General features: G+C 56.2%; 10 protein-coding genes. All 10 read left to right on the top strand.

Annotated features, from left to right (window positions below):
* The first annotated feature begins 534 nt into the window (after positions 1 to 534).
* The 10 genes from ACP146_RS20730 to ACP146_RS20685 all read left to right on the top strand — a co-directional run bounded on the left by ACP146_RS20730 (position 535) and on the right by ACP146_RS20685 (position 11,682).
* Positions 535 to 1,677, top strand: a complete 1,143-nt coding sequence (locus ACP146_RS20730) for a transporter substrate-binding domain-containing protein (RefSeq protein WP_422368660.1) — start codon at positions 535 to 537, stop codon at positions 1,675 to 1,677.
* Positions 1,678 to 1,680: 3 nt separating this feature from the next.
* The gene (locus tag ACP146_RS20725) at positions 1,681 to 2,337 is read left to right on the top strand and encodes an ANTAR domain-containing response regulator (RefSeq protein ID WP_422368659.1); all 657 of its coding nucleotides are present in this window, start codon (positions 1,681 to 1,683) and stop codon (positions 2,335 to 2,337) included.
* A gap of 257 nt (positions 2,338 to 2,594) precedes the next feature.
* Positions 2,595 to 3,842 carry a transporter substrate-binding domain-containing protein gene (locus ACP146_RS20720; RefSeq protein WP_422368658.1) on the top strand — a complete coding sequence of 416 codons (1,248 nt, stop codon included), beginning with the start codon at positions 2,595 to 2,597 and terminating at the stop codon, positions 3,840 to 3,842.
* A gap of 86 nt (positions 3,843 to 3,928) precedes the next feature.
* Positions 3,929 to 4,798 carry an urea ABC transporter permease subunit UrtB gene (gene urtB, locus ACP146_RS20715; RefSeq protein WP_422368657.1) on the top strand — a complete coding sequence of 290 codons (870 nt, stop codon included), beginning with the start codon at positions 3,929 to 3,931 and terminating at the stop codon, positions 4,796 to 4,798.
* 46 nt (positions 4,799 to 4,844) lie between these two features.
* On the top strand, positions 4,845 to 5,924 hold the full coding sequence (urtC, locus tag ACP146_RS20710; protein WP_422368656.1) for an urea ABC transporter permease subunit UrtC: 1,080 nt from the start codon (positions 4,845 to 4,847) through the stop codon (positions 5,922 to 5,924).
* On the top strand, positions 5,921 to 6,685 hold the full coding sequence (urtD, locus tag ACP146_RS20705; RefSeq protein ID WP_422368655.1) for an urea ABC transporter ATP-binding protein UrtD: 765 nt from the start codon (positions 5,921 to 5,923) through the stop codon (positions 6,683 to 6,685). The genes urtC and urtD overlap by 4 nt, the downstream gene beginning before the upstream one ends.
* Entirely contained in the window at positions 6,678 to 7,373 is a 696-nt protein-coding gene (urtE, locus tag ACP146_RS20700) for an urea ABC transporter ATP-binding subunit UrtE (RefSeq protein ID WP_422368654.1), read from the top strand. Before urtD ends, urtE begins: the two co-directional genes overlap by 8 nt.
* Before the next feature lie 59 nt (positions 7,374 to 7,432).
* Complete coding sequence (locus ACP146_RS20695; protein ID WP_422368653.1) at positions 7,433 to 8,473, top strand: aliphatic amidase; 1,041 nt, start codon at positions 7,433 to 7,435, stop codon at positions 8,471 to 8,473.
* Positions 8,474 to 8,567: 94 nt separating this feature from the next.
* Complete coding sequence (locus tag ACP146_RS20690; RefSeq protein ID WP_422368652.1) at positions 8,568 to 9,365, top strand: CbbQ/NirQ/NorQ/GpvN family protein; 798 nt, start codon at positions 8,568 to 8,570, stop codon at positions 9,363 to 9,365.
* Between the two features lie 28 nt (positions 9,366 to 9,393).
* Positions 9,394 to 11,682, top strand: coding sequence for a nitric oxide reductase activation protein NorD (locus ACP146_RS20685; RefSeq protein WP_422368651.1), 2,289 nt, complete (start codon positions 9,394 to 9,396; stop codon positions 11,680 to 11,682).
* Positions 11,683 to 12,350: the final 668 nt, after the last annotated feature.

Here is a 12,350-nt window from a genome sequence, read left to right as displayed (position 1 = left end):
GGTGGAACGGGATTAATTGTCCTTTGGGTCTAGGCAAGGTCGAACGCTACGCAGTTCAGGCGAGAAAGCATTGAAAGGTAGACTACATCACTGTCCGGTGTCGCATAAGTGACTTGATCAGACCCACGTGATCTGGAGCGGTGGACATCAGTGAGATCGCCGAGATCCGTCTTCCATACCCCGAATATCGTCAAATGGCCGCCAACAGAAATGGCCGCCCTTAGAACAGAAAGGTGACAGAAACATTTGACCTGCAACTGCTGCGATACAATACGGTCAGTAGGCGTAGGCCAATCTGAAATTTTGTCACTTCCAGGTTTCTATCACTCGGGCAAAAGCGGTACTGTGCTTTTTCTTGAACACGTATTTGACTCTAATCCTTGAGCGATTATCCTTGTTTCGAGGGAGCGTGGAGGTTTGGCTTAGACACCGATATGGATATGAAGTCAAAAATCATGGCGTCTGCGCTGATGCGCTTCCTCCAATATAGAAGTGGGGCACCGTAAGCCATCGACTTTCTGGGAGGAACACTTGATGCCGCGAGCGCGAAGTACTGGCGAGCCGTGGCGTGTCGGCGTCTTGTTTTCGAGAACCGGATTTATGAAGGTGATCGAAGACACTCAGTTGCGGGGAACACTCACAGCGATCGACGAGATCAACAGTGCCGGGGGTATCAATGGCCGGCCTATTGAGCCCATCGTCTACGATCCGGGATCTGAGTCCTCTGCGTTCGGTCGATACGCCAAGAAGCTGATGGTCGAAGATGGGGTCACAACCATGTTTGGCTGCTATACATCGAGCAGTCGCAAGGCGGTTCTTCCTGTCATCGAACGGCTTAATGGCCTGTTGTGGTACCCAACCCTGTATGAAGGGTTCGAATTCTCGCCCAATGTCATTTACACCGGCGCGGCACCGAATCAGAACAGTGTAGAGTTGTGCCGGTTCCTAATGGAATCATACGGAACGCGGTTTTTCTTCGTCGGCTCGGACTACGTTTACCCTCGGGCGTCGAACCGCATCATGCGCGAACTTGTCCGTAACAATGGTGGTGAGGTTGTCGGTGAGCAATACCTCAGCTTGCGGGCCAAGGACCGAGATTTCCTCCCCGTGATGCGCGAAATTGGGCGCGTTTCACCCGACGTTGTCTTTTCCACTGTCGTCGGAGATTCCACGACCTATCTGTACCAGGCATACGCAGATTCTGGCTTTAATTCCAAAGTGATGCCGATCGCAAGCCTGACCACAACCGAAGCCGAGATCGGGGCAATGGGGCCGGATGTGGGGGAAGGGCATTTTACCGCGGCGCCCTATTTCGAAGGCATCAGCGGCGCGCGCAACTCCTCTTTCGTTGAACTGTACAAGAAACGCTACGGCCAGGATCAGCACACTAACATGTGCGTGGAAGCCAGCTATTTCCAGGTTCATGTCTTTGCCAGGGCGCTGGAACAGGTGGACACTTTGGAAACCGAGACCTTACGTCCCGTGGTGCTTGGCTCTGAATACGATGCACCTCAAGGCAAAATATCTATCAACCTGTCGTGCGCGCATACTGATCTCTGGACGCGTATCGGGAAGGCCAACCGTCAGGGCAAGTTCGAGGTTATCCGCGAATCAAGCTCTAGAGTTGACGCAGATCCGTATTTGATCGGATACGGACGATCCCTGGTGTACGGGTAAGCAATGAATACGCCAGATCAATCTGAAACTCCTACGCGCCAGCGCGCGGGGGGCGGACAGATCCGGAAAAAGTCCACTGCAGACAGCGGGACCTACGGGGGGCTATCGGATCTGGATGTTGCCGTTGTCACCAAGCGTGATGAAGAAGGTGAACGGCTGATTCGGGGATTGCAGAGTCTGCGCTCACGCGTCAATCATATTTGGCCGGTGCCCGAGCAAATACCCGTCGAGAATGACGTGGTTTTCTGTGATTTGATCGACGACCTTCCCAGACGCTTGCCCTGGATACCGGGAGAACCTGGCGCAGCGCTTGTGATTCTCGTTCATGGAAATCTACCCATTGATTTCAAGTTGCTTCATTCCTGCGCCCCGCACGCAGTGTTGATGCTGCCCGCGACAATCCAAGCCGTGCAGTGCAACCTGATTATCGCACGCGAACATTTCATGTATGAGCGCCGGCTTCGCGGACGCGTCGAAAAACTCGACGAAAATCTGCGAACCATGCGCAGCGTAGAGCGTGCGAAGACAATTCTTATGCACAGCAAGAGTCTGAGCGAAGACGAGGCCTATCATCATCTCCGCCGCTTGGCCATGGAGAAGCGTACGACGATTGGAGCGGTTGCCACCGCGGTCGTTGACTCGCATGAATTGCTGGGATAGTTTCGATTTCACCGGAAGAGACGTTTCGACGTTGATTCTGCGGCAGCAACGGCGCTGCCCATAAAATTGATGGCGATGGAGCCCCATGCTCAACGTCCGTTTAGGACGTGAGGTGGGGTTTTTTTGGCGCGAATTGGAGCGTCGAGGCCCTGAAACGCGGCGAAGAAGCCGTGAAAAATGGAATGGCGAAGTAGCCCCTCTGTTGGCCGCACAAGCGGTGGACGGCGGGGCTTTTTTGTTTTTGGGAGGAATGAAAGATGAAAATTACTCGGCGCAAACTACTGAAGGGCGGGGCCGCAGCCGGTGCAGTTGCAGCCACCGGCTTTCCGCATACTTGGGTCAAGGACGCCTCGTTGGCATATGCCGCGGGCGGAAAGATCAAAGTCGGTGTGCTGTTCTCGCTGACCGGCACCACCGGCATCATTGAGGAATCCCTCAACAAAGCCACGATCATGGCCATTGAGGAAATTAATGACCAAGGTGGCATCAACGGCATGCAAATTGAAGCCGTTGTGGAGGATCCAGCTTCCGATCCAGCCACTTTCGCCCAGAAGGCGCGCAAGTTGGTGCTCAGTGACAAGTGCGTCAGCGTCTTCGGCTCCTACACGTCTGCTAGCCGCAAGGCAGTGCTGCCGGTGTTTGAGAAGCGCAAAAACCTTTACTGGTACCCGACGCTCTATGAAGGTCGCGAGTGTTCCAAGAACGTGATCTACACAGGCGCTGTGCCGAACCAGCAGCAGGATGAGTTCGTGCCTTGGTTGGTCAAGAACTTCGGGAAACGTTGGTATCTGATCGGTTCGAACTACATTTACCCGAAGGAAGAAAACAACTACTGCAAGAAGCTTCTGGAGGAACTCGGCGCGGAAGTAGTGAACGAAGAATATGTGCCCTTGGGCCATTCCGAGTTTTCTTCGGTGGTAAACAAGTTTCGCAGCGAAAAGCCCGACGTCATCTTCTCGACCGTCGTCGGCGATTCCGTGGTGGCGCTGCACCGTCAGTATCGTGCGGCGGGTCTGGACCCGGCCAAGATGCCAATGGCCAGCCTGACCACATCGGAAAACGAAGTGGCGGCCATGGGCGGTGATGCGGCGGCCGGACACTTCACGTCAGCTCCCTACTTCATGGTCTGGGGCAGCCCTGAAAACCAGAAGTTCGTTGAGGCCTATCAGAAGCGTTGGGGCGCGGATAAGGTGACGCACTTCGTGTCCGAGCCCTGCTACTTCCAGGTTAAGATGTTCCAGCAAGCGGTGTCCAAACTGGCGCCTAGCGACATCAACCCGGCTAACATCCGCGAAGCGGTAAAGGGAGTGGAACTGACAGCCCCGCAGGGCAAGGTCCGACTGGACGCAGCCACGCTGCACACTTACCTGTGGCCAAAGATCGGCCAGTGCAAATCCGACGGTCAGTTCGAAATCATCAAACAGTCTCCGGGTTGGCTGAAGCCGGTTCCTTACAAAGCCTACGAGAACCAGGTCTGCACAGAGCAGGGCCTCAAGGAAACTTAACCGGTCACTGTCCGGTTTGGCGTTGGCGTGTAGTGGAAGGCTCTCCCCTTCCACCACGCGCTGCCCGTATCAAGGTTGTTCGACGTATGGACATTTTCTTTTCTCAGATTGCGACCGGGCTGAGCATCGCGTCGATTCTGCTGCTTGTCGCGCTTGGCCTAGCGATCATTTACGGCACTACTGGCGTCATCAACATGGCGCATGGTGAGTTTGTGATGCTGGGTGCCTACAGCGCTTGGGCCCTACAGACTTATGCAGGTGTCGGATTGATCGAAAGCCTAATACTTATCTTCATTTTCGTTGGCCTTTTCGGTTGGGTCATCGAACGCGTGGTCATACGGCATCTTTACGACAGGCCGCTAGATACCATTCTGGCTACTTGGGGCATCGGTATCATGGCGCAGCAGGCCATTCGTCTGATGGCAGGTGGGGAGCTGCGTTATGTACAGATGCCCGAGACTCTGAGCGCCAGCATATCTCTGTTGGGTGTGGAGATTTCCGCATTCCGTATTTTCGTACTTGTTTTCACCGCCGCGCTGTTCGCCTTCACCTGGTATCTGATGTACCGCACCAGCATCGGGATGAAGTTGCGCGCTATCACCCAGAATCGGGAGATGGCCAGTTCCTTCGGTATCAACAGCGACCGGGTTTACAGCATGACGTTTGCTTACGGCGCTGGCCTGGCAGGCCTCGCCGGCGCCCTGGTGTCACCCTTGAAGAGCGTATCGCCAGAGATGGGCACTTCCTATGTGGTGGATGCCTTCATGGTGGTAGTGCTTGGCGGCGTCGAAAGCTTAGTGGGAACCATTGCCAGTTCAGCGATTCTGGGGCAACTCACGGGCTTTCTGGCTTTCTATAGCAACGACACCATTGCCAAGGCGCTGGTGTTTCTGGCCATCGTGGTTCTGATCCGTTACCGCCCGCAAGGACTGTTCGCCACCAAAGTGCGCGGCTGACCGGCGGTGCGGAAGGCATGAGATCATCGGCGTAAGGATAACTACTGTGTCAAGAAGAACGGCCATACAGATCGGCACATACGCAATGGTGTGTCTCGCCGTATTGTTAGTTCCAACCTTCGTGGAAGATGCGTTCCTCCTCAACAAATACTCGCGCTATCTGGTGCTAGGGATCCTGGCGTTATCGCTCAGTCTTTCCTGGGGCTACACTGGAATCCTTAATCTGGGCCAGGCGGTCAGCTTCGGGCTAGGGTCCTACTGCATGGCCATGGCGCTGAAGCTACGCACTATTCCAGTGCATACCGGCAAGGCCGGCCTTCCAGATTTCATGGTGTGGAACAACGTTACCGATCTGCCCTGGTTTTGGGAGCCCTTCCATTCGCTCACTTTCGCCATCACTGCGGGAATCGGCATTCCGGTTATCTTGGCGGCGCTCCTGGGGTGGTTCATCTTCAAGGGACGGGTCTCGGGTGTGTATGTCGCCATCATCACATTGGCTTGGCTGGTGGTGGTGAACCTGCTGATTATCGATCAGCAGCGATATACCGGCGGTTTCAACGGAATTACGGACTTGGCGCAGCTCGAACTTTTTGGGTTCGAGTTCGACGCTTACGGAAGTTCATCCTTCTACTTGATCGGCATCACACTGTCGGTGTGCCTGTTTTTTGCACTGGCGGTGACAAAATCCAAGGCGGGCCTGATTTTTCAGGGCATCCGTGACCACGAAGACCGCGTGCGTTACTTCGGCTATGACGTGGCCAACTTCAAGATCTTCGCCTTTTCCTTGTCGGCCGCCATCGCCGGTGTCGCGGGCATGCTCTACACCGTAGTAATGGAGTTCGCCTCGCCAACCTTTCTTGGCGTGCCGTTGAGCTTGAGCGTGGTCATCTGGGTTGCGGTCGGCGGTCGGGGAAGTCTGCTGGGCGCCACATTGGGGGCGATCATCGTGACGGGCACGCAGGGTGCCTTGTCGGAATCCGAAACCTTCCTTGAGACTTGGACTCTGATCATGGGCTTCATATTCGTGATGGTGGTGCTGTTTTTGCCCAAAGGATTGGCCGGGGCTGCCGAAAGAATTCTCGACCACATCGCCGGGCCCGTCGACGCGAAGGAAGGGGTGAAATGAGCGGCACGTACCCGGCGCACCTTGTGATGCGCGATGTCTTCATGGACTTCAACGGCTTTCAAGCGCTGAGCGACTTGAACCTTTCGGTCGCCAAGGGTGAACTACGCTGCTTGATCGGTCCAAATGGTGCAGGAAAGACCACCGCGCTGGACCTGGTTTGCGGCAAGGTCAGGCCGACGTCGGGTGAGGTGAGCCTCGACGGCAAGATCCTCAACAACCTGGAAGAGCATGAAATAGCCCGAAACGGTGTAGGTCGGAAGTTCCAGGTCCCAAGTGTTTTCCGCGAACTTACCGTTCGTCAGAACCTGGATGTGGCGCACTGCAAACACACCGGTGTTTGGTCGAATGTCATTCGCTTTGGTCGCAACGCCGAAAATGACGGACTGGAGAAGCTGGCGGAACTTGTGGGACTCGAGGATCAGTTGGACACCCAGGCAAGCCACCTATCCCATGGTCAGACTCAATGGTTGGAAATTTCTCTGCTGCTTGCGCAAGACCCAGAAATCATCTTGATGGATGAACCGACCGCAGGCATGACCAGGGTGGAAACACAAAAGACCGCCAACCTGTTCAACAAGCTCAGAGGTAGTCATACCTTGGTTGTGGTGGAACACGACATGGGTTTCATCAAGGAAATCGCCGAGGTCATTTCCGTAATGCACCAAGGAAAACTTCTGGCGGAGGGAAGCGTAAGCGAAATCGAACAGCATCCCAAAGTCAGAGAAGCCTATCTGGGTTCGGGAGGCATCGCTGGTGCTTGAGCTAGAAAACGTTACTGCCTATTACGGCAACAGCCCAGCTTTGCAGAACGTCGACATGTACGTGGAATCGGGCGAGTTCATGAGCGTGCTTGGACGCAATGGCGGGGGCAAGACGACGCTCATGCGCGCCATCCTGGGCCTGATGGACAAGGTCACAGGCAGCATCGAGTTGGACGGGAAGGAAATCAACGATAAGCGGACGGACCAGCGTGCATTGGCCGGGATCGGCTATGTGCCGCAGGGGCGGGGCATCCTGCCCAAGTTCACAGTGCGTGAAAACCTAATGATGGGCACCTTCGCCAGCCAGTCAAACAGTGGCACCGTCAACGAATGGGTGTTCGAACTGTTCCCCATCCTGAAGGATTTTTTGGGAAGACGCGGTGGCAACCTGTCAGGTGGCCAACAGCAGCAACTGGCCATCGCGCGAGCGCTGCTCAGTGACCCTAAAGTCATTCTTCTGGACGAGCCAACCGAAGGCATTCAGCCCAACATCGTCGAGCAGATCGAGGAAGTTTTGGTGAAGCTCAACCGCGAGCACGGGATCACCGTAGTGCTGGTCGAGCAGAACGTCGAGTTTGCGCGGCGGGCTTCTCAGAAGTTTGTTCTCCTCGACCGAGGCAGCGTTGCGTCGAACGGCTCAATCGATGAGTTGTCAGATGATTTGGTTCACCGCCACATGGCTGTTTGACAGAACGAGGACGTAGTTCGGAAGACATCTATCCTGCAGTAGAGAAGGAGATACCACCCATGTATCACGGAGATATAAGCAGCAGCAACGACACAGTCGGTGTCGCCGTCGTCAACTACAAGATGCCGCGCCTGCACACTAAGGCCGAGGTCTTGGACAACTGCCGCAAGATCGCGGAGATGCTAGAAGGCATGAAAGTGGGTCTGCCCGGCATGGATCTCGTGATCTTCCCGGAGTACAGCACCCACGGCATTATGTACGATGAAAAGGAGATGTACGAAACCGCTTCGGAGTGCCCGGGTGCGGAGACGGAGATATTCGCTGAGGCATGCCGCAAGGCCAAGGTATGGGGCGTATTTTCGCTGACCGGCGAGCGCCATGAAGAGCATCCCAACAAAGCGCCCTACAACACGCTAATTCTGATGAACGACAAAGGCGAGATCGTACAGAAGTATCGCAAGATCATGCCGTGGGTTCCTATCGAGGGCTGGTATCCAGGCAACTGCACCTATGTGAACGAGGGCCCCAAGGGCCTGAAAGTTAGCCTGATCATCTGCGATGATGGCAACTATCCTGAAATCTGGCGCGATTGCGCCATGAAGGGCGCTGAACTGATAGTCCGCTGCCAGGGTTACATGTACCCGGCCAAGGAACAGCAGGTCACCATGGCCAAGGCGATGGCTTGGGCTAACAATTCCTATGTCGCGGTTGCGAACGCCACCGGTTTTGATGGTGTGTATTCCTACTTTGGTTATTCCTCAATCATCGGCTTCGATGGTCGCACGTTGGGTGCCTGCGCCGAGGAGGAAATGGGTATTCAGTACGCCCAACTCTCCGTTTCCGCTATCCGCGATGCACGCAAAAACGGTCAGTCCCAGAACCACCTCTTCAAGCTGCTGCACCGTGGTTACACCGGCATGATTAATTCCGATGATGGCGACCGCGGTGTCGCCGAATGCCCGTTCGATTTCTACAAAAAATGGATCACCGATCCCGACGGCACCCGCGAAGTTGTAGAGTCGATCACCCGTGAGACCGTGGGTACCGATGAATGTCCGATGGAAGGTATCCCCAACCAGAAAACCGGTTCTCACCGCTAGAGACAATAGCTGACTGGGAGGCGGGGTTCACGCACGCCGCTTCCCAACGACTCAAAAGCCACCTGCAAAACAGTGTCCGGAGTTGGTCCGTGCGATGCCGTTAAAAGACTACCTGATTACTGAAAAACCCTATTATCAGAGCACAGGGAAGGAGATCGTACATTTCGAGGCCGCCTACGCTGACCGCATGCCGATCATGCTGAAGGGGCCGACCGGTTGCGGCAAGACGCGCTTTGTCGAGCACATAGCCTATTGTCTGGGAAAACCGTTAGTCACGGTATCGTGTCATGAGGATATGACCGCGTCCGACCTTGTGGGGCGCTACCTGCTGGATGCCAATGGGACCGTCTGGCAAGATGGACCCTTGACGCTTGCCGTACGGCACGGCGCGATCTGCTATCTCGACGAAATTGTCGAAGCCCGCCAGGACACCACCGTCGTCATCCATTCGCTGACAGACGATCGGCGCATTCTGCCGCTGGAAAAGAAGAACGAGGTGGTGCGCGCTCATCCAGATTTCCAGCTTGTCATTTCATATAACCCCGGCTACCAGAGCGTACTCAAGGACTTGAAGGAATCGACCAAGCAGCGCTTCGGCGCCATCGACTTTAACTACCCTTCAGCCAAACTTGAGGCAGAGATCATCTGTCATGAATCGGGCGTGGAGCAAGCAGTCGCAGACAAGTTGATCAAGATCGCTGAGCGTTCACGCAATCTGCGCGGGCATGGCCTCGAAGAGGGCGCGTCAACGCGCATGCTCATTCATGTGGGCCAGTTGATCAATCGTGGTGTACCTCTGGGCGAGGCCTGTGACGTGGCATTGGTTCTGCCGATCACCGATGACCCTGATATTCGCAGCGCGCTGGGTTCGGCAATTTCCGCATGTGCCTGAAGGACCGTTCCATGAGACGGTTCAAGTCATGAACTCATCGAAAAAGGGGAACTTCCTGAAAGCCATCGTCGACGACAGCGGCACAGACGATACAGAACGTGGCTCGCAGGCAAAACAAGTCTTCGTCGATGACTCTGAAATGGGTCGCTGGCTGCGTACCTGCCGTAAGCTGGATCAGGCAGGTTACGGCGCCAGCGTGACGGGTGCCTACGAGCGCTACTCGCCGCCGCTGGCTCGGCGGGTCGGTACGGACTGCGCCATCGCCCTGGCTGATGTCGTCTCTTCGGTGGCCATCAAGGCTGGACGGCGCGCCGCGGAATGCCTGCCTGCTGCCGCCATCAAGGCGGCCGAGCGCCTGGAGGGCAAAGAGGCGCGTTTTCGCTCATGGATGGGGTTGATAGAGCGGTTCGCCGGTTTGGCGCCGGAATCCGTCGAGGCCGTGTTGCTGAAAATGGATATCCTGCTTTCGCGCCTTAACGTCTCTCGGCTGGAGGCCTGGCTTTTGGCCGGTGTGCGTGCGACCGGGATCGACCACGAACGGCGACTAAGCTTCTTTACGTTTGAAGACGTCGAGGCCTCGCGATGGCTCGATCACGAGTCCGGCTCGGTCGTCTATTCCGATCTGGACCGCGAACTGAAGGCCTATCTGACAGCGCTATGGGGCATTCACATACCCTTGCGCGAGCCGCCCGCACACGCGCCCGAGCAGGCGCGCCGCCGGGCCAGTTTCAGCCAGGGCCTGATCCGCATACCGCCGTCGTTTCCCGGCTACCGCGGCGAACAAGCCGCCGACCTCTACCGAGCGGCGCTCGCGCATGTCGGAGCCCATATGATGTTTTCGGGCGATCGGTTCCCCATCGGCAAGCTGAAGCCGGTGCAGGTCGCGCTGGTCTCATTGATCGAGGATGCCCGGGTGGAATTGCTGGCAATACGGGAATTCCCCGGATTGCGCCGCTTGTGGCTGCCGTTCCATGTCGCCCAGGCCACGGGCTCAAAGACCGCGCCAAGCCTGATGGCGCGCCTCTCACGCGCCTTGCTCGATTCCGATTTCGATGACGAGGATGGCTGGATACGGCGCGCGCACACCATGTTCTACGACCGCTGCGGTGAATGGGAATGCCCCGCGATCAGCCGTGAGATCGGTGGCCTGATCGGCAATGACCTCGGTCAAATGCGCGTTCAGTTCAATGCCCGAACCTATGTGGTCGAACCACCTTACCGCGATGACAATCTCGGGCTCTGGGACTTCGGTGACGAAGAAACGCCCGAGGTCTTAGAAGCCGAGCAGCTGTTCGATTCGATCCGTATCGAAGAGCAGGATGACGACGACACGCCGCCCGATCAGGAGCGCGAGGAGCATGAAAAGATTGAGGACGAAGGGGCCAATCAGGTCAACATGGAATTCCTCAAGCAGGACGGCATCCCCGTCGCGCGCTATCCAGAATACGATTACGTCACCGCTAGCAGCCGACCCGACTGGACGACTATTGTCGAATTTGCGTCGCCAGCCGGGTATGCCCATATCATTGACGACATCCTTGAGCGCCATGCCTACGTGGTCAATCGCATCAAGGTGTTGATTGATTCGGCGCGCGTCAGCCGCCCGCAACGGATCAATCGGCAGCAAGAAGGCGAATACCTGGACCTGAACGCCTGCATAGAGGCGGTGATTAGCCGCCGTATGGGCGAGAACCCCGACCCTCACGTTTATAGCCACGCCGAACGCCGCCACCGTGACCTTTCAGTACACGTACTACTTGATGTCTCCGAATCCACGAAGGACAAGGTGGTCGGATCCGACAACACGGTGCTGGAACTCGAGCGTCAGGCAACTGCGTTGCTGGCTCACGCCCTGTTCAGCATAGGCGATCCCTTCGCTATCGCCGCATTCAGTTCCAACCGGCGCGAGGAGGTTCGCTATTACCGGATCAAGGACTTCGGCGCGCCCTACAATGCCAGATCGAAGTCATGTTTGGCGGGTCTCAGCAGCGGCTTTTCCACGCGTATCGGTGCAGCCATGCGGCACGCGGCCGCGGACTTGAAGCGCCAGCAGACACATCGCAAGCTGTTGCTGGTGATCACCGACGGCGAACCTTCTGACATCGATGTTTCTGATCGCCGATACCTGGTGGAGGACGCCCGCCACGTCATCCATGACCTTGCGCATGACGGAATCGATGTGTTCTGCGTCGGCCTCGATTCCGGTGGTGACAGCTATCTGACGCGAATCTTCGGGCGACGCAACGTCGTGCAGATCGACCGACTCGAGAGCCTGCCCGAGCGCCTGCCGATGCTCTATTTCAGGTTGACCGCTTAGGCGTGTCCGAGCGGTAACGAACGTAAATGGGGAGGGCAGGATGGCTGTGACGAGATAACCGTTACTCCCAATCCGGGATTTCCGTGCTTCGTTCCGGCGCTGTCGTCAGCAGTGCGATTCGGCCTTGAGCAAATAATGAGAAATTTGGCGATCGCCAGCTGTATTCAAGAAAAGCCTGAAAACATACTTTCTGGAGCCATACACAGGGTGACGTCAGCGATGGGTGATGAATTCCCCTCATGGAGCCGGAGGCTGTGGAGTAACTCGAAGAGGAGGTGGGCCCCGATAGTCGGTTAAGGTTCCGATTGACCTTTGTGTGGATCTTCCGGATTTGAGGGGTATCGCGTCGCTAGGTCTTTCAATCATTGTCGGCGGTTATCGGCGAGGTCTTCTCCATCGGAAGACCGGCCTCGCACGGGCGACCGGTTGTTTCAGGTTGCAGTTTGTCAAAAGCGAGGCTCCGGATCCCCAGCCATTGTCTGACTTCCGAGAAGCATGAAAAGTACGGGTTGCTTGGATCGGCCTAAAACAATGACGCTGGGAAGCTTTTGCGCGCGCTGCGCCTATCTTTTCGTAATAATGCCTGATGGTTGCTGTGTGCCTCGTCGCAGCACCATACCCTGCTGAGCACCCCTGGGTCTCATTGGATCAAAAAGTTGTATGACGTT

The organism is Pelagibius sp. (genome assembly GCF_965249265.1).
Classification (GTDB): Bacteria; Pseudomonadota; Alphaproteobacteria; order Kiloniellales; family Kiloniellaceae; genus Pelagibius.
This window is presented reverse-complemented; position numbering and strand designations above follow the sequence as displayed.

Excerpts from the sequence above, each read along its gene's own strand:
- ACP146_RS20730 (WP_422368660.1), top strand. The coding sequence starts at position 535 with ATGCCGCGAGCGCGAAGTACTGGCGAGCCGTGGCGTGTCGGCGTCTTG.
- ACP146_RS20725 (WP_422368659.1), top strand. The coding sequence starts at position 1,681 with ATGAATACGCCAGATCAATCTGAAACTCCTACGCGCCAGCGCGCGGGG.
- ACP146_RS20720 (WP_422368658.1), top strand. The coding sequence starts at position 2,595 with ATGAAAATTACTCGGCGCAAACTACTGAAGGGCGGGGCCGCAGCCGGT.
- urtB (WP_422368657.1), top strand. The coding sequence starts at position 3,929 with ATGGACATTTTCTTTTCTCAGATTGCGACCGGGCTGAGCATCGCGTCG.
- urtD (WP_422368655.1), top strand. The coding sequence starts at position 5,921 with ATGAGCGGCACGTACCCGGCGCACCTTGTGATGCGCGATGTCTTCATG.
- ACP146_RS20695 (WP_422368653.1), top strand. The coding sequence starts at position 7,433 with ATGTATCACGGAGATATAAGCAGCAGCAACGACACAGTCGGTGTCGCC.
- ACP146_RS20690 (WP_422368652.1), top strand. The coding sequence starts at position 8,568 with ATGCCGTTAAAAGACTACCTGATTACTGAAAAACCCTATTATCAGAGC.
- ACP146_RS20685 (WP_422368651.1), top strand. The coding sequence starts at position 9,394 with ATGAACTCATCGAAAAAGGGGAACTTCCTGAAAGCCATCGTCGACGAC.